This window comes from Streptomyces sp. NPDC047315, from assembly GCF_040643215.1.
Classification (GTDB): Bacteria; Actinomycetota; Actinomycetes; order Streptomycetales; family Streptomycetaceae; genus Streptomyces.
In genome coordinates, this window is the sequence record NZ_JBEYTZ010000010.1 from 111,045 (window position 1) to 127,659 (window position 16,615).

The 16,615-nt window shown below is 72.9% G+C and carries 18 protein-coding genes; 9 read left to right on the forward strand and 9 right to left on the reverse strand.

Annotated elements, in window-relative coordinates; translation table 11 throughout:
- Positions 1–39: 39 nt before the first annotated feature.
- The 3 genes from ABZ842_RS14065 to ABZ842_RS14075 form a co-directional block, all read right to left on the reverse strand.
- The gene (locus ABZ842_RS14065; RefSeq protein ID WP_361536610.1) at positions 40–747 is read right to left on the reverse strand and encodes a response regulator transcription factor; all 708 of its coding nucleotides are present in this window, start codon (positions 745–747) and stop codon (positions 40–42) included.
- Positions 744–1,973 carry a sensor histidine kinase gene (locus ABZ842_RS14070; RefSeq protein ID WP_361536612.1) on the reverse strand — a complete coding sequence of 410 codons (1,230 nt, stop codon included), beginning with the start codon at positions 1,971–1,973 and terminating at the stop codon, positions 744–746. The genes ABZ842_RS14065 and ABZ842_RS14070 overlap by 4 nt, the downstream gene beginning before the upstream one ends.
- Before the next feature lie 118 nt (positions 1,974–2,091).
- Positions 2,092–4,374 carry an MMPL family transporter gene (locus tag ABZ842_RS14075; RefSeq protein WP_361536614.1) on the reverse strand — a complete coding sequence of 761 codons (2,283 nt, stop codon included), beginning with the start codon at positions 4,372–4,374 and terminating at the stop codon, positions 2,092–2,094.
- Positions 4,375–4,794: 420 nt separating this feature from the next.
- On the opposite strand from ABZ842_RS14075, the gene ABZ842_RS14080 reads away from it, so the two are divergent.
- The 5 genes from ABZ842_RS14080 to ABZ842_RS14100 all read left to right on the forward strand — a co-directional run bounded on the left by ABZ842_RS14080 (position 4,795) and on the right by ABZ842_RS14100 (position 8,089).
- On the forward strand, positions 4,795–5,373 hold the full coding sequence (locus ABZ842_RS14080; protein ID WP_361536908.1) for a TetR/AcrR family transcriptional regulator C-terminal domain-containing protein: 579 nt from the start codon (positions 4,795–4,797) through the stop codon (positions 5,371–5,373).
- Between the two features lie 198 nt (positions 5,374–5,571).
- A complete protein-coding gene (locus tag ABZ842_RS14085) occupies positions 5,572–5,952 on the forward strand; it encodes a hypothetical protein (protein WP_361536616.1) in 381 nt (126 codons plus the stop codon).
- A gap of 136 nt (positions 5,953–6,088) precedes the next feature.
- Complete coding sequence (locus tag ABZ842_RS14090; RefSeq protein WP_361536618.1) at positions 6,089–6,706, forward strand: helix-turn-helix domain-containing protein; 618 nt, start codon at positions 6,089–6,091, stop codon at positions 6,704–6,706.
- A 3-nt stretch (positions 6,707–6,709) separates the two neighbouring features.
- On the forward strand, positions 6,710–7,450 hold the full coding sequence (locus tag ABZ842_RS14095; RefSeq protein ID WP_361536620.1) for an SRPBCC domain-containing protein: 741 nt from the start codon (positions 6,710–6,712) through the stop codon (positions 7,448–7,450).
- Positions 7,451–7,516: 66 nt separating this feature from the next.
- Entirely contained in the window at positions 7,517–8,089 is a 573-nt protein-coding gene (locus ABZ842_RS14100) for a dihydrofolate reductase family protein (protein WP_361536622.1), read from the forward strand.
- Here ABZ842_RS14100 and ABZ842_RS14105 read toward each other — a convergent pair.
- Entirely contained in the window at positions 8,086–8,493 is a 408-nt protein-coding gene (locus ABZ842_RS14105; protein WP_361536624.1) for a helix-turn-helix domain-containing protein, read from the reverse strand. The genes ABZ842_RS14100 and ABZ842_RS14105 overlap by 4 nt on opposite strands.
- 63 nt (positions 8,494–8,556) lie before the next feature.
- On the opposite strand from ABZ842_RS14105, the gene ABZ842_RS14110 reads away from it, so the two are divergent.
- Complete coding sequence (locus ABZ842_RS14110) at positions 8,557–9,432, forward strand: NmrA family NAD(P)-binding protein (protein ID WP_361536626.1); 876 nt, start codon at positions 8,557–8,559, stop codon at positions 9,430–9,432.
- A 41-nt stretch (positions 9,433–9,473) separates the two neighbouring features.
- Here the strand turns inward: ABZ842_RS14110 and ABZ842_RS14115 are convergent, their stop codons facing one another.
- Complete coding sequence (locus ABZ842_RS14115; protein WP_361536628.1) at positions 9,474–9,953, reverse strand: pentapeptide repeat-containing protein; 480 nt, start codon at positions 9,951–9,953, stop codon at positions 9,474–9,476.
- A gap of 155 nt (positions 9,954–10,108) precedes the next feature.
- Here ABZ842_RS14115 and ABZ842_RS14120 point away from each other — a divergent pair, with 155 nt between their 5' ends.
- Positions 10,109–10,405 (forward strand): ALF repeat-containing protein, encoded by a 297-nt coding sequence (locus ABZ842_RS14120; RefSeq protein WP_361536630.1) that lies wholly within the window; start codon positions 10,109–10,111, stop codon positions 10,403–10,405.
- 58 nt (positions 10,406–10,463) lie between these two features.
- On the opposite strand, the gene ABZ842_RS14125 is transcribed toward ABZ842_RS14120, so the two are convergent.
- Complete coding sequence (locus tag ABZ842_RS14125) at positions 10,464–11,864, reverse strand: FAD-dependent oxidoreductase (RefSeq protein ID WP_361536632.1); 1,401 nt, start codon at positions 11,862–11,864, stop codon at positions 10,464–10,466.
- A gap of 111 nt (positions 11,865–11,975) precedes the next feature.
- Between ABZ842_RS14125 and ABZ842_RS14130 the strand changes: the two genes are divergently transcribed.
- Positions 11,976–12,875, forward strand: coding sequence for an aminoglycoside phosphotransferase family protein (locus ABZ842_RS14130; protein WP_361536634.1), 900 nt, complete (start codon positions 11,976–11,978; stop codon positions 12,873–12,875).
- 161 nt (positions 12,876–13,036) lie between these two features.
- Positions 13,037–13,510, forward strand: coding sequence for a GNAT family N-acetyltransferase (locus ABZ842_RS14135; protein ID WP_361536636.1), 474 nt, complete (start codon positions 13,037–13,039; stop codon positions 13,508–13,510).
- Positions 13,511–13,707: 197 nt separating this feature from the next.
- Here the strand turns inward: ABZ842_RS14135 and ABZ842_RS14140 are convergent, their stop codons facing one another.
- The 3 genes from ABZ842_RS14140 to ABZ842_RS14150 form a co-directional block, all read right to left on the reverse strand.
- Positions 13,708–14,709 carry a zinc-binding dehydrogenase gene (locus tag ABZ842_RS14140; RefSeq protein ID WP_361536638.1) on the reverse strand — a complete coding sequence of 334 codons (1,002 nt, stop codon included), beginning with the start codon at positions 14,707–14,709 and terminating at the stop codon, positions 13,708–13,710.
- A gap of 57 nt (positions 14,710–14,766) precedes the next feature.
- Positions 14,767–16,008: an NAD(P)-binding protein gene (locus ABZ842_RS14145; protein WP_361536640.1), complete on the reverse strand. Its 1,242-nt coding sequence runs from the start codon at positions 16,006–16,008 to the stop codon at positions 14,767–14,769.
- Positions 16,009–16,109: 101 nt separating this feature from the next.
- Positions 16,110–16,607: a hypothetical protein gene (locus ABZ842_RS14150; RefSeq protein ID WP_361536642.1), complete on the reverse strand. Its 498-nt coding sequence runs from the start codon at positions 16,605–16,607 to the stop codon at positions 16,110–16,112.
- Between the last annotated feature and the right edge of the window lie 8 nt (positions 16,608–16,615).

The following is a 16,615-nucleotide window of genomic DNA, read 5'->3' on the forward strand; positions in this document are numbered from 1 at the left end:
GGCCTGGGCTTTTTGCTGCTGTCGTAGGTGGTGTGCGCTTCAGGGGGCGTGGCCACCGGGGGGACGGGCGGGGGGTGGTTGGGGTGGGCGGGCGAAGCCGGTTCGGTAGGCGAGGGCGACGAGTTGGGCTCGGTGGTGGGCGCCGAGTTTGTGCATGATGCGCTGGACGAAGGTGCGGACGGTCAGGGGGCTGACGTACAGGCGCTCGGCGATCTCGTCGTTGGTGAGCCCTTCTGCCGTGCAGAGCAGGACTTCCTGTTCGCGGGGGGTGAGGTTGTCCATCTCGCGGGGGGTGGCATGGGGGCGGTCGGGGCTGGAGGCGGTGAGGTAGCGGGTGACCACGGCGTGGGTGGCGAGCGGGGAGAGCACCATGTCGCCGGCCGCGACGGTGCGGATGGCGGCGAGGAACTCGGCGGGGCCGACGCCCTTGCCGAGGAAGCCGTTGACGCCCGCGCGCAGGGCCCGGGTGATGTAGTCGTCCGTTTCGAAGGTGGTCAGGATCAGGATGCGGGTGCCGGACAGCCGGGGGTCGGCGGTGATCTGCGCGGCGGCGGACAGCCCGTCCTGGTGGGGCATGCGGACGTCCATGACGACGACGTCCGGTGCGGTGGCGCGGGTCAGCCGTACGGCCTGGTCGCCGTCGGCCGCGGTGGCGATGACCGCAAGGTCGTCGGTGGCGTCGATGAGGACCTGGAAGGTCGCGGCGAGGAGTGCCTGGTCGTCGGCGAGCAGCACGCGGATGGTCACGGGGTGTCCTTGTCGTGGGCGTGCGGGTGGCCTGCCGGGGGGCACGCGAGGGTGGGGAGCTCGGCCCGCACCTCGAATCCGGTGTCGTCGCGGGGGTGGGCGTGCAGGTGTCCGCCGACTGCGTGGGCCCGCTCGCGCATGCCGATGAGGCCGTATCCGGCGGCGCCGCGGACCTGTGGGGGCGGGCCGTTGTCGGTGACCGTCAAGGTCAGCAGGGCGTCGGTGTAGTGCAGGCGGACGGTGGCCGTGGTGGTCAGGGCGTGCTTGGAGACGTTGGTGAGCGCTTCTTGCGCGATGCGGTAGGCGGTGAGGTCGACACCGGGTGACAGCGGCTGCGCGGTGCCGTCCTGGGTGAGGGCGACGGTGAGGCCGACCTGGTCGAACGAGGCGATCAGAGCCGGCAGCCGCGCCAGTCCGGGGGCGGGCTCCCGCGCGGGGCCGTGGGGTTCGTCGCGTTCCCGCAGCAGGCCCACGGTCGATCTGAGTTCGCCCAGCGCCGAGTCGAGGGTGGCGGTGAGGTTGTGCATGACCTGCTGCGCCGAGTCGGGCCGGCTGGCCAGCAGGTAGTCGGCGGTGGCGGCCTGAGCGTGGGCGAGCGTGATGTGGTGGGCCACGACGTCGTGCAGTTCGCGGGCGATGCGCATCCGTTCGGCGCCCACGCGCCGACGGGCCTCTTCCTCGCGGGTGCGCATCGCCATCTCCGCGCGTGCTTCCACCGCGGTGACGTAGTCGCGGCGGCTGCGCAGGGAGTCGGCCACGGCCGGGGCGACGAAGGTGAAGGCGGCCAGTCCCACTTGTTCGGGCCGTAGTTGCGGGCCGCCCGGCGGCCACAGGGCGGAGGCGGCCAGCAGGGTCAGGGCGGAGGCGGCGGTGTAGCGGGCGGCGGTGCGGCTGTCGGTGTGCCAGGCCAGTGAGGCGAGCGCCGCCATGACGGGGCCGGTGAGGGCGGAGCCGAACTCGTACCCGAAGACGGGGCCCATGGCGCCGAGGACGGCGGTGCACGCGGTGGTGGTGAGCACGGTCAGCCGCGGGCGGCTGCGGCGCGCCAGCAGCGCCGCGCAGGCCAGGGCGACGACGACCGCGGCGGCCGGCGGCGGCCAGCGCACGATGCGGGGTGGCTGGGCCATCGAGGTGGCGAGCAGCGCGATGGCGCACAGGGCGCCGGCCGTCACGGCGTCGAAGCCGCGGGGGTGGCGGTGGGCCCACGACCGGATGTCGGCGAGCACGCGCCCTCCTTCACGAGTGTGCTGGCGGTTGTCGTCTGCGGCTGGGTGGGGCGGGCTCCCGCGCATGCGGGGAGCCCCGGGGCCCGCGGATCGGCGGGCGTCCCGGGGCCGGGGCGGGTCAGGCGTTCACCGACTCCTCCCGCGACGAGGCGGCGGCCGGAGCGGGGTGCTCGGTGGCGAGGGCGCGGGTGAGCCTTTCGCCTTCGACGTCCAGGTCGGGGAGCAGCCGGTCCAGCCACCCGGGCAGGCGCCACGCTGCGTGCCCCAGGAGCGCGAGCGCGGCCGGGACGATGGTCATGCGGACGACGAACGCGTCGAAGAGGACGGCGGCGGCCAGTCCCAGTCCCAGCATCTTGATCATGGAGTCGGCCATGCCGATGAAACCGGCGAAGACGGCGATCATGATGACGGCGGCGGCCACGACGACGCGGGCGCTGTGACGGAATCCGGTGACGACGGCCTGCGTGGGGGACTCTCCGTGGACGTGGGCCTCGCGGATGCGGGTCACGAGGAAGACCTCGTAGTCCATGGCCAGGCCGAAGACCACACCAATCAGGAAGATCGGCATCATGCTCATCACCGGTCCGGTCTGGGCGACGCCGAACAGGTCGGCGAGCCATCCCCACTGGAAGACCGCGACGATCACGCCGAAGGCCGCGGCGACCGAGAGCAGGAAGCCGAGGGCCGCCTTGAGCGGGACGAGGACCGAGCGGAACACGAGCATCAGAAGCAGGACGGCGAGTCCCACCACCACCGTGAGGTAGGGGACGAGGGCCGCGGTGACCTTGTTGGAGACGTCGATGTTCATCGCGGTCTGGCCGGTCACCCACATGGAGGCGCCGGACGTGGCCTTCAGGTCGGTGGCCTCGGAGCGGATCGTCCTGACGAGGTCTTTGGTGGCGCTGGCGCTGGGGCCGGTGCTGGGCACGGCGCTGATGATCGCGGTGTCGCCCGCCTCGTTGAAGGTGGCCGGTGAGACGTCCACGACGCCGTCGGTGGCGGTCAGGGCCGTGCGGGCCTGCGCGACCGCGGCCTTCGCGTCGTCGGCGCCCCTGGTGTCGACGACGATGGTCAGGGGTCCGTTGAAGCCGGGTCCGAAGCCTTCGGCGAGCGCGTCGTAGGCGCGGCGCTGCGTGGTGGAGGTGGGCTGCGCCTCGTCACCGGGCAGGGTGAGTTGGAGATCCAGTGCCGGGACGGCGACGGCGCCGAGGCCCGCCACGCTCAGCAGCAGCGTGGCCAGGGGCCGGCGGACGACGAAGCGGGCCCACCGGCTTCCCGCGGGCTCCTTCCCGGACTCCTTCCCGGGCTTCTTCCTGGACTCCGGCCCGGACTCTTTCCCGGGCGCGGGCGCGGGCACGGCCGAAGGCGCGGTCGAGGGCGCGGTGGCGGTGCGGCGCTGGGCGCGCGGCAGGACGGCCTGGGGAAAGAACCCGACCAGGGCCGGCAGCAGCGTCAGGGCGACGAGTACGGCGATGACGACGGTTCCGGCGGCGGCCAGCCCCATGTCGGTCAGCATCGGCACGCCCGCCACGGACAGCCCGGCAAGCGCGATGACGACGGTGGCGCCGGCGAAGACGACGGCGGATCCGGCGGTGCCCACCGCCCGGCCCGCGGCCTCTTCCGGCGCGTGTCCCCCGGCCCGTTCCGCGCGGTAGCGGGAGACGATGAACAGGGCGTAGTCGATGCCCACGGCCAGGCCCAGCATCAGGGCCAGGGTGATCGTCGTGGTGGACATGCCCGCGGCGACGATGACGCAGACCCCGGCGCCCAGCCCGATGAGCGCGGTGATCAGGGGAAGTCCGGCGGCGACCATCGCACGGAAGGTGATGAACAGCACGAGCGCGGCGACGGCGATGCCGATCAGTTCGGTGACGCCGCCGAGTTCGGGTCCGCCGTCGACGACGGAGCCTCCGACTTCCACGGTCAGGCCCGCCGCGCGGCCGTCCTCGACCGCGTCCATCAGCGCGGCGGACGTGGCCTCGCTCAGCTCGTCGCTGGAGACGGAGTAGGTGACGGTCGCGAACGCGGTCGTGGCGTCCTCGCTGACGGCGTTCGGAGCGAAGGGGGGCGAGGCGTCCTCCACCTGCGAGCCGCGCGCGATGGTGTCCACGACCTTCTCGACGGCCGCCCGGTTCTCGCGGGCGGTCACCTTCTGCCCGTCGGGCGCGGCGAAGACGATGCGTGCGTCCGCGCCCTCCGCGTTGTCCCCGGGGAAGCGCTCGTCGAGCAGGTCGAACGCCTTTTGCGACTCGGTGCCCGGGATGGAGAACCCGTCCTCCTCGGCGGTCGGGGCGCTGAGCGCGGCGAAGGAGCAGGCCGCCAGGACCGCCACCCACAGGAGAACGAAGTAGCGGCGCTGCCGGAAGGACATCCGGCCCAGCCGATAGAGCAAGGAAGCCATGACGAGGCGCTCCAGTCGAAGAGGAGAAGGACGGTGCCGCGGTCCGACCGTGCGCGTCGCTGGCGCAGGCGGTCCGCGGTCTCGGCTCCATCGTTGGCAACCCCGGCCGCCGCGTCGTCCCGCTCCTGCAGACACCCGCCCGTACTGCAGGTGCAGTACCGGTGTGGCGAAGCCCCATCCCCGAGGTGCAGGGCGGCTGGTCGCGGATGTTGCTGTCGGAGGCGATGCACGGCACGACCGCTCGACCGCCTCGATGCCCTGCCCTGCCCTTGCCCTGCCCTGCGATGCCGCCGCAGGCGACGAGGGCCTGTAGCGAACGCTTCGCGAACTTGTCCGGCATGTCCGACCACCCCGGAATCTATCGGTGATTGGTTCTTTTCGAGATTCTTCTATCGTCGATAGATTGTCAACGTGACCAAGATGAACCGTCGGACCGTCGTCGCGGAGGCGTTGGATCTGCTGGACGAGGTGGGCCTGGACACCGTCAGCACTCGGCGGCTGGCCAAGCGCCTCGGCGTCGAGCAGCCGTCGCTCTACTACCACTTCGCGACCAAGAGGGACCTCCTCGGGGCCATGGCCGAGGCGGCGATGGCCCCGCACGCCGACGCGCCGCTGCCGTCCCCCGGGGACGACTGGCGCGAGTGGTTCCTGGAGAACTCCCGCAGCTTCCGTCGCACGCTGCTGATGCGACGTGACGGCGCCCGGCTGCACGCCGGCAGCACGCCGACCGCTGACCTGGACCGGATCCGCAGCAAGATGGCCTTCCTGGTCGCCTCCGGCGTGCCCGAACGGGACGCGCAGATGGCGATGTTGGCCGCCAGTCGCTTCACCGTCGGCTGCGTGCTGGAGGAGCAGGCGGACGCGGACTCGCCGGACGGCGAAGACCTGCCGGACGGCGTCCCCGTACTCGATCAGGAAGAGGCGTTCGAGGCGGGCCTCGCGCTCATCCTCGGCGGCCTCGAACGGCACGCCGCAGCCGGCGCGCTGCCCGTCGGGTAGAGCCGTGAGATCGAGGTGACGGCCCCGGCGGCGCAGGGCACCGCAATCGACGGGTGCGATCGCTCCCCCAAGCGGTCGAGCCTGTTGGGCCGGCCTTCTTTGCTCGGTCCTGCTCCTCCTTGCTCGGGGCGCCGGGCAGGAGCAGGCTGGAAAGTAGGCGGTGGTGCGATTCCACCGGCTGCCTCGGAGGTGAGGCGGATGATGTATTGGGATGGCGGCGGCTGGGCCTGGATGGCCTTCATGCCGCTGGTGTGGATCGTCCTGGTCGGCCTCGTCGTGTGGGCGGCGGTACGCCTTGCGAACCGTCCCGACGGGCGTTCGCAGGAGCCGCCGCAGTGGGACAACCAGCAGTGGCAGGGCCCGCAGAACCCACAGGGCCCGCAGAACCCACAGGGCCCGCAGAACCCACAGGGCTCGCAGGGCTCGCAGATGTGGCCCCCGCCGAGTGCGCCCCCGCACCGGGAGACGCCGGAGGACATCTTGGACCGGCGGTTCGCCGCGGGGGAGATGGACGCCGACGCGTACAGCGAGGCACGACGGCGGCTCGCCGCGCATCGTACGAGGCCGCCGGAGGGCTGATCCGGCCTCGGCAGCTCGGTTCCTGTCCTTTCCGTCACCTCTTCCCTTGGGCTGAGCGCGATCAGTGCGGGTATCGGGAGACTCCGACAGTTTTTCTTGTCTTGACAAAAATTATTGTCGGAGTGATTCTTGAGGGGTGCTGGACGTTGCTGTGATCGAAGAAGCTGCCGCCGCCGAGGCTTCCCTGGACCCCGTGAGGTCCCGGATCCTCGCCGCCCTCGCCGAGCCCGGGTCGGCCGCCGCCCTGGCGGGTCGGCTGGGGCTGCCCCGGCAGAAGGTCAACTACCACCTGAAGGCGCTGGAACGGCACGGGCTGGTCGAGCTGGCCGAGGAGCGGCGGAAGGGGAACGTCACCGAGCGGGTGTACCGCGCGACCGCCGCGTCGTACGTCATCTCGCCGAGCGCCCTCGCCGCCGTCAGCCCGGACCCGTCCCGGGCCCCCGACCAGCTCTCCGCGCGCTGGCTGCTGGCGCTGGGCGCCCGGCTGGTGCAGGAGGTCGGGTCGTTGCTGACCGGTGGGGCCCGGGCGCGGCGACGGGTCGCCACGTTCGGGATCGACGCCGAGGTGCGGTTCGCCTCCGCTGCGGACCGGGCGGAGTTCGCCGACGAACTGGCCCGGACCGTGACGGCGCTGGTCGGCCGGTACCACGACGAGCACGCTCCCGGGGGCCGCAGCCACCGGGTCGTCGTCGGGCTGCACCAGATCCCCACCACGACCCACGAGACAGCATCCGAAGAACGACGGGAAGACTGAGCGATGACGCATCCGTTCGAGATCGAGCTGGAGACCACCCTGCCGGCCAGTCCGCAGGAGGTCTGGGACGCGATCGCGACCGGGCCCGGCCTCGACTCCTGGTTCATGGGGCGCAACGAGGTCGAGCCGTGCGAGGGCGGCGCCTTCGTCATGGAGACCGGCGGCCACCGCGAGGAAGCGGTGATCACCGCCTACGAACCGGGCAAGCGCTTCGCAACCCGCACGCCCACCGCCGAGGACGGCCGGTTCATGGCCGTCGAGTACCTGATCGAGGGGCGGGACGGCGGCAGCACCGTGCTCCGCCTCGTCCACAGCGGGATGCTCGGGGACGACTGGCAGGACGAGTACGACGCGCTGCGCGCCGGCTGGCCCTTCCACCTCCACACCCTCCGCGAGTACTTGACGCACTTCGCCGGGCGCACCGGCGTCCCCGTCTTCGCCGTGGCGCCCCCGGGGGAGCGGCCGGTGCAGGAGGTCAGGGCGGCGCTCAACCGCGCGCTGTCGCTGCCGGCCGGGGTCGAGTCGGGCGCGCGGGTGCACGTCGAGCCCGCCGGACTGCCGCTGATGGACGGCGAAGTGGTCTGGGCGGAGGAGGGACGCATCGAGGTGCGCACCGGCGACGGGCTCTACACCTTCCACGTCTTCCCGGGCGTGGTGCTGATGTTCCACCACCTCTTCGGCGCGGACGGCGCAGCCGACGCCGAAGCCGCCTGGCGGAGCTGGCTGGCCCGGCTCGTCGGCTGACGGCGGCACCGCTCCCCGCAGCGACGCGAACGTACACGTGACAACCAAGACAGCGAGGAACCCTTCATGCGCACCCTGATCAGCACCGCCTTCATCTCGCTCGACGGCGTCGTGGAGGCCCCCGGCGGAGAGCCCGGCTACCGGAACGCCGGCTGGACCTTCAAGGACGTCGAGTTCGTCCCCGAGGCGTTCGGCATCAAGGGCGCCGAGCAGCAGGAGGCCACCGCGGTCCTGCTGGGCCGGGTCAGCTACCAGGCGTTCAGCCCGGTGTGGCCGGACATGGCGGAGTTCGCCGACTACAAGGACATGCCGAAGTACGTCGTCTCCACCACCCTCACCGAGGAGGACCTCGTCTCGAACTGGGGCGAGACCACGATCCTGCGCTCGGTGGAGGAGGTCGCGGCGCTGAAGGAGACCGAGGGCGGCCCGATCATCGTCCACGGCAGCGCCTCCCTGAACCGCGCCCTCTCCGACGCGGGCCTGATCGACCGCTACCACCTGCTCGTCTTCCCGCTCCTGCTCGGCGCCGGCAAGCGGCTGTTCAGCACCGCGGACCGGGACACCCAGAAGCTGAAGCTGGTCGAGCAGGAGGCGTACGCGAACGGGCTCCAGAAGCAGGTCTTCGAGGTCGTTCGCTAATTGCGGGCGCTCGCGGCGATCCCGCCGGCCCCGGCCCCAGCCCCGGTCTCCTGCCCCTGTTCCTGCCCCTGTTCCTGTTCCTGCTCCGGTTCGGGCGTCGGGATCGCCGTCGCCCACGCGGCCATGGCGTCGAGCACGGTCCGCAGCTCCCGCCCGAAGGGCGTCAGCTCGTACACCACGCGCGGCGGGATCTCGGCGTGCACCGTGCGGGTGACGATGCCGTGGGCCTCGAAGCGGCGCAGCCTGCTGGTGAGGGTGTGCGGGCTGATGCCCGGCAGGGCGTCGCGGAGTTCGCCGAAGCGCTGCGGGCCGCGCAGCAGCTCCCGGACGACGAGCGTGGCCCAGGGGCCGTCGAGCAAGGTGAGGAAGCGGGCGACCCCGCACGTGGGCAGGGGGGTGGTCATGGTGCGATGGTACGCCATTAGTGCAGTTGATGTAACTGGTGCATCGTATGCACCATTAGCTTCATGAGCTATGTGATCCACGGCGCCAGGGGCGCCCAGGGAGCCCCCGTCCTCGCGGCCCTCGTCGCCTCCGGCGCATCGGTGACGGCGGTGTCGCGCGGCGCCGGAGGCGTCCCGGAAGGCGTTCCCGACGGCGTGCGCGTCGTCGCCGCCGACTACGCGTCCGTCGATGCGCTGTCCCGTGCTTACGAAGGGGCCGACGGCGTCTTCGTCCATCTGCCGCTGGGCGCGCCTGACGACCGGCTGGCCTTTGCCCGTAACGTCGTCGCCGCGGTCGACCGGGCCCGCCCGGCCCGCGTCGTCGTCTCCACCAGCGGCGCCTTCACCGACGTCACGGCCGCCGCCGGCGGAGTGCCGGCGGACCCCGCGGTCATGCACCTGATCGAGGGGGTGCGGCACAGCAGTGTGTCGTACGCGGTGGTCGCGCCCCGGCTGTTCCTGGAGAACCTCCTCCTGCCGCCGGTCGTCGGCGGCGCCCGGGAGGAAGGCGTCCTGCGCTACCCGCTGGCGGCCGGGCTGCCCGTCTCCTGGTCTTCGCACCTGGACGTCGCCGACGTCGCCGCCGCGCTGCTGCGGCGTACGGACGTCGTCGGCACCGTCGCCGTCGGGCAGTACCCGGCCGTGACCGGACCGCAGCTCGCCGAGGCGTTCGGGGACCGCTTCGGGCGGGACGTGTCGTACGAGGGGATCGTCCCCGACGTCTTCGCCGGGCTGATCGCGCCGCTGCTCGGCGCGGCCACCGCGGCGGGCGTCGCGGACCTCTACCGGGCCATCGGCACGCTCCCGGACCATGCGATCACCCCCGAGGACTCCGCCCAGGAGCTACTGGGCCTCACTCCGCGGACCACCGGTGAGTGGCTGGCCGACCTGGGCCTGTGACACGTCGGGACCGACGGGGCAGGAGCCCTGAGCAGGGGGCCTCACCCCGGGCGGGGCGTCGGGGCGGGAGCGGTGCGGGTGGCCTCCGCCGGCATCGCGGCGAGCCTCGCCCGCACCCATGCGTCGGCCGCCAGCTCCGGCGGCAACCGGGTGGATCCGTCGATCAGCGCTCCCGACAGCTGCTCCGCCGTCAGGCCCTGGCTGTCGCGCAGATCCGCCCCGTCGAGCAGCGCGCCGAGCAGTGACGCGCCGGTGAGGTGCGCGCCCCGCAGGTCCGCCCCGGACAGCACCGCTTCGTCCAGCTTCGCCGAGACGAGGAGACAGCCCCGCATGTCCGCGTCGGTGAAGATCGCGTTGGTCAGATCCACTCCGCGGAACGCGGAACTCCGTAGATCCGCCCAGGTGAAGAAGGCCGACCGGAACGAGGGCTGCGCATCGAACTCGAAGTCCCTGAGGTAGATGCCGGGCAGCGTCACGTGCCGCAGGTCGAGCCGGAACGGCTCGGGGCGGCCGGGGCGCACGGCGAGGATGCGCAGCGCCGCGTCGACGTCCGCGGCGGGCTGGACGCCGAAGTCGGGCAGGGGCCGGCCGCTTGAGCGCGGCTGGTCGAAGCGGGCGGGGAAGTCGGCCGGGGGGAGTGCCGCGTGCTGCCGTCCGACGTTGTTCCTCTTCGTGCATGATCGACCACGAGGTCCGGATCGCGATCCTGCGCATCATCAACGACCCCAAGACCGGCAAGGCCGTGCACGCCGCCGCGCAGAAGGCCATGAACGGCACCATCGCCGACCAGCGGCGCTTCCTGGAGACGGGGCGGGCGGCGGCCCAGTTCGAGGACGACAAGGTGGCGGTGTTCCGCATCCTCGCGGACCCGAAGGTCGAGCCCGCGGTGAAGGCCGCGGCGGAGCGGGCCCTCGCCACCAACACGCCCGAGGCGCTGCGGTACTTCCTGGAGCGCGGTCAGTACGAGGTGTGAGCCGCAGGTCCCGACCAACTCAGGTCCCGACCAACTCAGATCCTGACCGACTCAGGTCCTACCGTCCCGAGATCCGGTCCGCCAGTCGGGCCACCCGGTCCGTCTCCGTGGAGTGCGCCGTCGACTCCCGGCGGTCCGCGCCGCGGTACGCCGCGTACATCGCCTGCACGCCCAGCCAGCGCAGCGGCTCCGGCTCCCACTTGCGCACCTCGTGCCCCACCCACGGCAGTCCGGTCAGCTCCGTCGCCCCGCCCTGCCCCGAGTCCTGTTGGATCAGGTCGCGCAGGGTGCGGGCGGCCAGGTTGGCGGTGGTGACGCCGGAGCCGACGTAGCCGCCCGCCCAGCCCAGGCCCGTCGAGCGGTCCAGGGTGACCGTGGCGCACCAGTCGCGGGGCACGCCGAGCACGCCGGACCAGGCGTGGTCGATGCGGGTGCCGGCCAGGGTGGGGAAGAAGCGGACCAGGACGTCGCGCAGGGCGGCGACGGTCTCCGGCTGCGTGCGGCCGTCGTTGTCGGTGCGGGAGCCGTAGCGGTACGGCACGCCCCGGCCGCCGATGGCGATCCGGTCGTCCGCGGTGCGCTGCGCGTACACGTACGCGTGGGCTAGGTCGCCGAGCGTCTCCCGGCCGTCCCAGCCGATGGCCTCCCACGCGGACGGTGCCAGCGGCTCGGTGACGACCATCGACGAGTTCATCGGCAGCCAGGTGCGGCGCTGGCCCTTGATGCCGGCGGTGAAGCCCTCGGTGCAGCGCAGTACGTACGGGGCGCGGACCGTGCCGTACGGGGTCACGGCGTGCTTGGGGCGGATCTCGGTGACGGGCGTGGACTCGTGGATGGTGACGCCGAGCGCCTCGACGGCCGCCGCGAGCCCCTTCACCAGCTTCGCCGGGTCCAGGCGCGCGCCGTGCGGCGTCCAGGTGGCGGCGACGGCGCCGGCGATCCGGATGCGCTCGGCGGTCTCCCGGGCGCCCAGCAGCACCCGGTCGTGTTCGCCGAAGGCGACTTCGACGGAGTGGTACGCGGTGAGCCGGGCGCGCTGGGCGGGGGAGCGGGCGACTTCGAGGACGCCGCCCCGGTGGACGTCGGCTTCGATGCCCTCGTCCGCGGCGACCGCGATGACCTCGGCGACCGATTCGTTCATGGCCTGCTGGAGGCGGACGGCGGCCTCGTGGCCGTGCAGCTTGGCGTAGCGGTCGCGGCCGGCGATGCCGTTGTAGAGCCAGCCCCCGTTGCGGCCGGAGGCGCCGTAGCCGCAGAAGGAGGCTTCGAGGACGGTGATGTTCAGGAAGGGGACGGCCTTCTTGAGGTAGTACGCCGTCCACAGGCCGGTGTAGCCGCCGCCGACGATGCAGACGTCCGCCGTGGCGTCGCCGGGCAGCGGCTCGCGGGGCGCGGGGAGCCCGCTGCGCGCGTACCAGAACGAAATGCCGCCGTTGACGGTGCTCGTGGTGGTGCTCATGTCGTTCCTGCTCACTGGCCGGGTGCGATGCGGGTACGCACGAGACTATGCGGCCGGGGCGGGGCTGGAAATGCCGGAATTCGTTGTGTGCTTCCTGCCTAGGATCGGGCCATGATCGAGGTTCCCCAAGCACTCGTGGACACGCACGCCGCGCACGGCGGAGCGGCCTCCCGGGCCTTCATCGAAGGGCTTCCGGCCCGCGCCGCCGAACTCCTGGAGCAGTGGGAGCTGCGGCGCACGGGAGCGCCGATGCACGGTCTGGTCTCGCTCGTGCTGCCCGTCGTACGCGCCGACGGCACGGAATCCGTACTGAAGATCGGGCCGGTGGACGAGGAGACGGAGGGGGAGCCGGACGCCCTGCGGACGTGGAACGGCGCCGGTGCCGTACGGCTGCTGGAGCACGACCCGGCGACGGGCGCGCTGCTGCTGGAGGGCTTGGACGCCACCCGCCACCTGTCCGCAGTGCCCGACGTGCGGCAGGCCGTGCAGGTGATCGCCGAGCTGCTGGCCCGGCTCTCGGCCGGGCCCGCGCCCGCAGGGATGCGGCGGCTGGGCGACGTCACGGCCGCGATGCTGGCGCAGGTGCCGGACGCGGCGCGGCGCCTCGGCGACGGGGACGAGCGGCGGCTGCTGCTCGACTGCGCGGCGGCGGTGCGGGAGGTCGCGGGCGAGCCGGGCGACCGGCTGCTCCACTGGGACCTGCACTACGACAACGTGCTCGCCGCCGAGCGCGAGCCGTGGCTGGCGATCGATCCGAAGCCGCTCGCCGGCGACCCCGGGTTCGAGCTGCTGCCGGCGCTGACGAACCGTTACGACCCCGATCCGGCGGCCACGGTGTGGCGGTTCGACCTGATGGCCGAGGTGTTGGGGCTGGACCGGGAGCGGGCCAGGGCGTGGACGCTCGGGCGGTCGTTGCAGTGCTTCCTGTGGGACGTCGCGGACGACGGGGCGGAGGAACTGCCGCAGGAGCCGGCGGAGATCGCGCTCGCGCTGCTGGCGGCGCGGCCGTGACGCTCTGCGCGGCCGTGACGCCTTGCACGGTCATGAGGTCCTGCGCGGCCGTGACGCCTTGCGCGGTCGTGACGCTCTGCGCGGTCTTGAGGCTCTGAGCAGGGTGGGTCCGCGGCCGTGCTCTCTGGCGTGAGCCCTTGGCTCCGTCGCATGCTGTGACCATGATTCGTACCGCACGGCCCGCCGACGTCCCCGACATCCACCGCATGATTCGGGAGCTCGCCGAGCACCAGGGCTATCTGTCCGAGGTCCGCGCCACCGAAGAGCAGGTCCGCGAGGCGCTGTTCGGTCCGGCGCCGGCCGCGTACGCGCACGTCGCCGTCGCCGATGACGGCGCGGTCGTCGGCTTCGCGCTGTGGTTCCTCACCTTCTCCACCTGGCGCGGGGTGCACGGCATCTATCTGGAGGACCTGTACGTGTCGCCGGAGCAGCGCGGCGGGGGGTACGGGAAGGCGCTGCTGGTCGAGTTGGCGCGGATCTGCGCGGAGCGCGGGTACGAGCGGCTGGAGTGGTCGGTGCTGGACAAGATGACCGAATCGATCGCCTTCTACCGTTCGCTCGGGGCGTGGCCGATGGAGGACAGCCATGTGTTCCGGGTGACGGACGGGGACTTGGCGAAGCTCGCCGCGGGTTGAGCCGCGGGCTGAGGACGTGGGCTGAGGACGTGGGCGGAGCCCGCGAGTTGAGGACGTCTTCCCCGGGCCGTACGCGAGGTACGTAGGAGCTGGCGGGGAGGTACGGGGCGGGGCGGTCGATCCCCCGTGGCCGACCGCCCCGCCCCCCTCTCGCTCAGCGCCAGCGGATCGGATTTTGTTTCCGCCGGCGCCGCGCGTCAGGGGATGAGCACCACTTTGCCCATGGTCCTCCGGTTTTCCAGCGCGTGGTGCGCCCGTGCCGCGTCGGCCAGCGGGAAGCGCTGGACGCCGGGGCGCAGCCGGCCGGTGGTGAGTTCGGCGAGGGCGCGGTCCTCCAGGGTGCGCACGTTCCCGTTCACCGGCGCGAGCATCATCGGGCCGTCGAGGACGTTCGTCGACGTGATGCCGCGCTCCGCCAACTCCTCCTCGGGGAAGGTGAGCGGTCCGCCGCCTTGCAGGCCCTCGTTGGCCCAGCCGTAGACGAGGTGGTGGCCGCCCTTGCCGAGCAGGTCGACGGCGGTGCGCGCGGTGCCGCCGCCGACCGCGTCGAAGACGACGGTGGCGCGGTTGCCGCCCAGGTGGTCGCGGACCTCGTCGGCCCAGTCGTCGTTCAGGTAGTCGACCGCGAGGTCGGCGCCGTTGGCGAGGACGCGGGTGACCTTGTTCGGGCCGCCGGCGAGGCCGACGACGGTGGCGCCGGCGTTCTTCGCGTACTGCACCAGCAGGGTGCCGATGCCGCCCGCCGCCGCGGTGACCAGGGCGACGGCGTCCGGGCCGAGGTCCGCGAACTGGAGGATGCCCATCGTCGTGCGGCCCGTGCCGATCATGGCGACGGCCTCGGCGGGGTCGACGCCGTCGGGGAGCTCCTGGAGCCGTTCGGCCCCGGTGACGACGAGTTCGGCGTATCCGCCGGGCACCATCCCGATGTGTGCGACGACCGGGCGGCCGAGCCACTTCGCTTCGACGCCCTCGCCGAGCGAGACGACGGTGCCGGCGACCTCGCGGCCGGGGATGGTGGGCAGCGGCACGGGCTCCGGGTAGGGGCCCGTGCCGCCGGCGCGCAGCGCGGTGTCCAGCAGGTGCACCCCGGCCGCGGCGACGGCGATCCGCACCTGGCCGGGGCCGGGGACCGGGTCGTCGACGCGCTCGTACGTCAGGTTCTCGGCGGGACCGTAGGCGTGGAGGCGGACGGCGTACATGGGTATCCCCCTTGGGGCTGGGCGCTGGCGTCTGCGTACGACCATCACTCTTCAACCTCAAGGAAGCTTGAGGTCAAGGGGTTCCGTGGATTGGGTTCGTGAGGTGGGGGAGGTGCCGGAGGAGGGGGAGGTGCCGGAGGAGGGGGAGGTGCTGCGCAGTGCGCGCAGTGCGAGCCCGGCCGCCTCCAGGCCGCTGTGGAAGGCGACTTCGCCCAGCAGCCCGGGCGCCGCGACCTGGTCGCCGGCGAGGAAGACCCCGTCGCCCCGGTCGATCGCGGGCCGGTCCCGCCAGGTGGTGCCGGGCAGGTCGAGCGCGCCCGTACGGTCCTGCGCGAGCGCGTCGCGCCGCCACGCCACCCGCTCGCGCCAGCCGGGGCACCCCAGGTCGAACAGCTCCTCCGCGCGGGCCGAGCCGTCCGCCTTCGACTCGCCGGGGGCGATGGGGACCTGGGCCTGGACGAGGGAGTGCCCGGCGGGGGCGAGCGCGGACGAGGTCGCCGAGAACCGCTCCACCCAGCCCGGGGCGTCCAGGTCGGAGACGATGAACGCGTCCCGGCGCCCGCGCCGGCGGTTCGCCAGACCCAGGTCGACCAGGGTCGTACGGCCGCCGGTCCAGCGCAGCGAGTCGTCGCCCAGCAGCGTGCGGGCCGCGGCGAGCGAGGTGGCGACGATCACCGGTCCGCGGGCTGCCGGCAGCGCGTCCACGCGGGCCGAGGTCTCGATGCGTACGCCCGCCTCCCGCGCCCGGCGGGCCATCCGCTCGATCGCCTGCCCCCAGCCGCCCCGCAGGTAGCGCGCGCCGGGCGGCACCGCGACGACCCGCCGCAGCCGCTCCTGCACGAACGCGGCGGAGAGCGACCCGGGGTCGTGGTGGAAGGCGACGACCCCGATGAAGTTCGCCGCGGCCCGGGCCGACTCCGCCCCGGCGACCCCGGTGGCCCAGGTCAGGAAGTCCACGTCCACGGGCGCCTTGCGCAGGTCGGTACGGGCCAGCCGCACCAGCCCGCGCGGCGGCAGGGCGCGCGCGGCGCCGCTCCGGCGGAACCGGAACGTGACGGCGTCCCGCAACGGGATGCGCCCGACGGGCCCGATCAGGTCGCGCCGGCGCAGCCAGTCCCACATGGGGCCGGTGTAGAAGACGTGCGGCCCTTCGTTGGCCAGGTACGGCCCGTCGGTGGTGCGGCCCCGGCCGCCCAGGGCGTGGTGGGCCTCGTAGAGGGTGACCTGCGCGCCGGCCTCGGCGGCGGCGAGGGCGGCGGTGAGTCCGGCGACTCCGCCGCCGACGACGGTGATGTGCATGGCTGGTGGTCCTTCCCCTTGGTGCGCGCTGGTGGTGCGTGCTGTCACCAAGGGGACGGATGCAGGGCCGCGGAATGTGACACGCCGCGCTCCGTGCGTGGTCAGACGCGGGGGAAGCGGGCCTGGAGGTCCCAGACCACCGGGTTGTCGGCGAGCCCTTCGTGCAGGTCGGTCAGGTCCGCGACGAGGTCGTGCAGGAAGTCGCGGGCCTCGCGCCGCAGCGCGGTGTGCGCGAAGGACAACGGTCGCTCCTCGCCCGGCACCCAGTCCGCGGACACCTCCACGAACCCGAACCGCCGCCGGAACAGCATCCGGTCCGTCGACTCCGTGAAGTCCAGCTCGGCGTGCTGGGGCCGCGCCGCGCGGCTGCCGAGCGGGTCCCGGTCCAGCTCCTCCACGACGTCGCACAGCGCCCAGGCGAAGTCGAGCACCGGCACCCATCCCCAGGCTGTGGACAACTCCCGGTCGGCGTCGGTGTCGGCGAGGTACACGTCTCCGCAGAAGAGGTCGTGGCGGAGGGTGTGGGTGTCGGCGCGACGGTAGTCCGTCTGCGGAGGGTCCGGAAAGCGGCGCGATAGCGAATACCCGATGTCAAGCACCCTGGGAT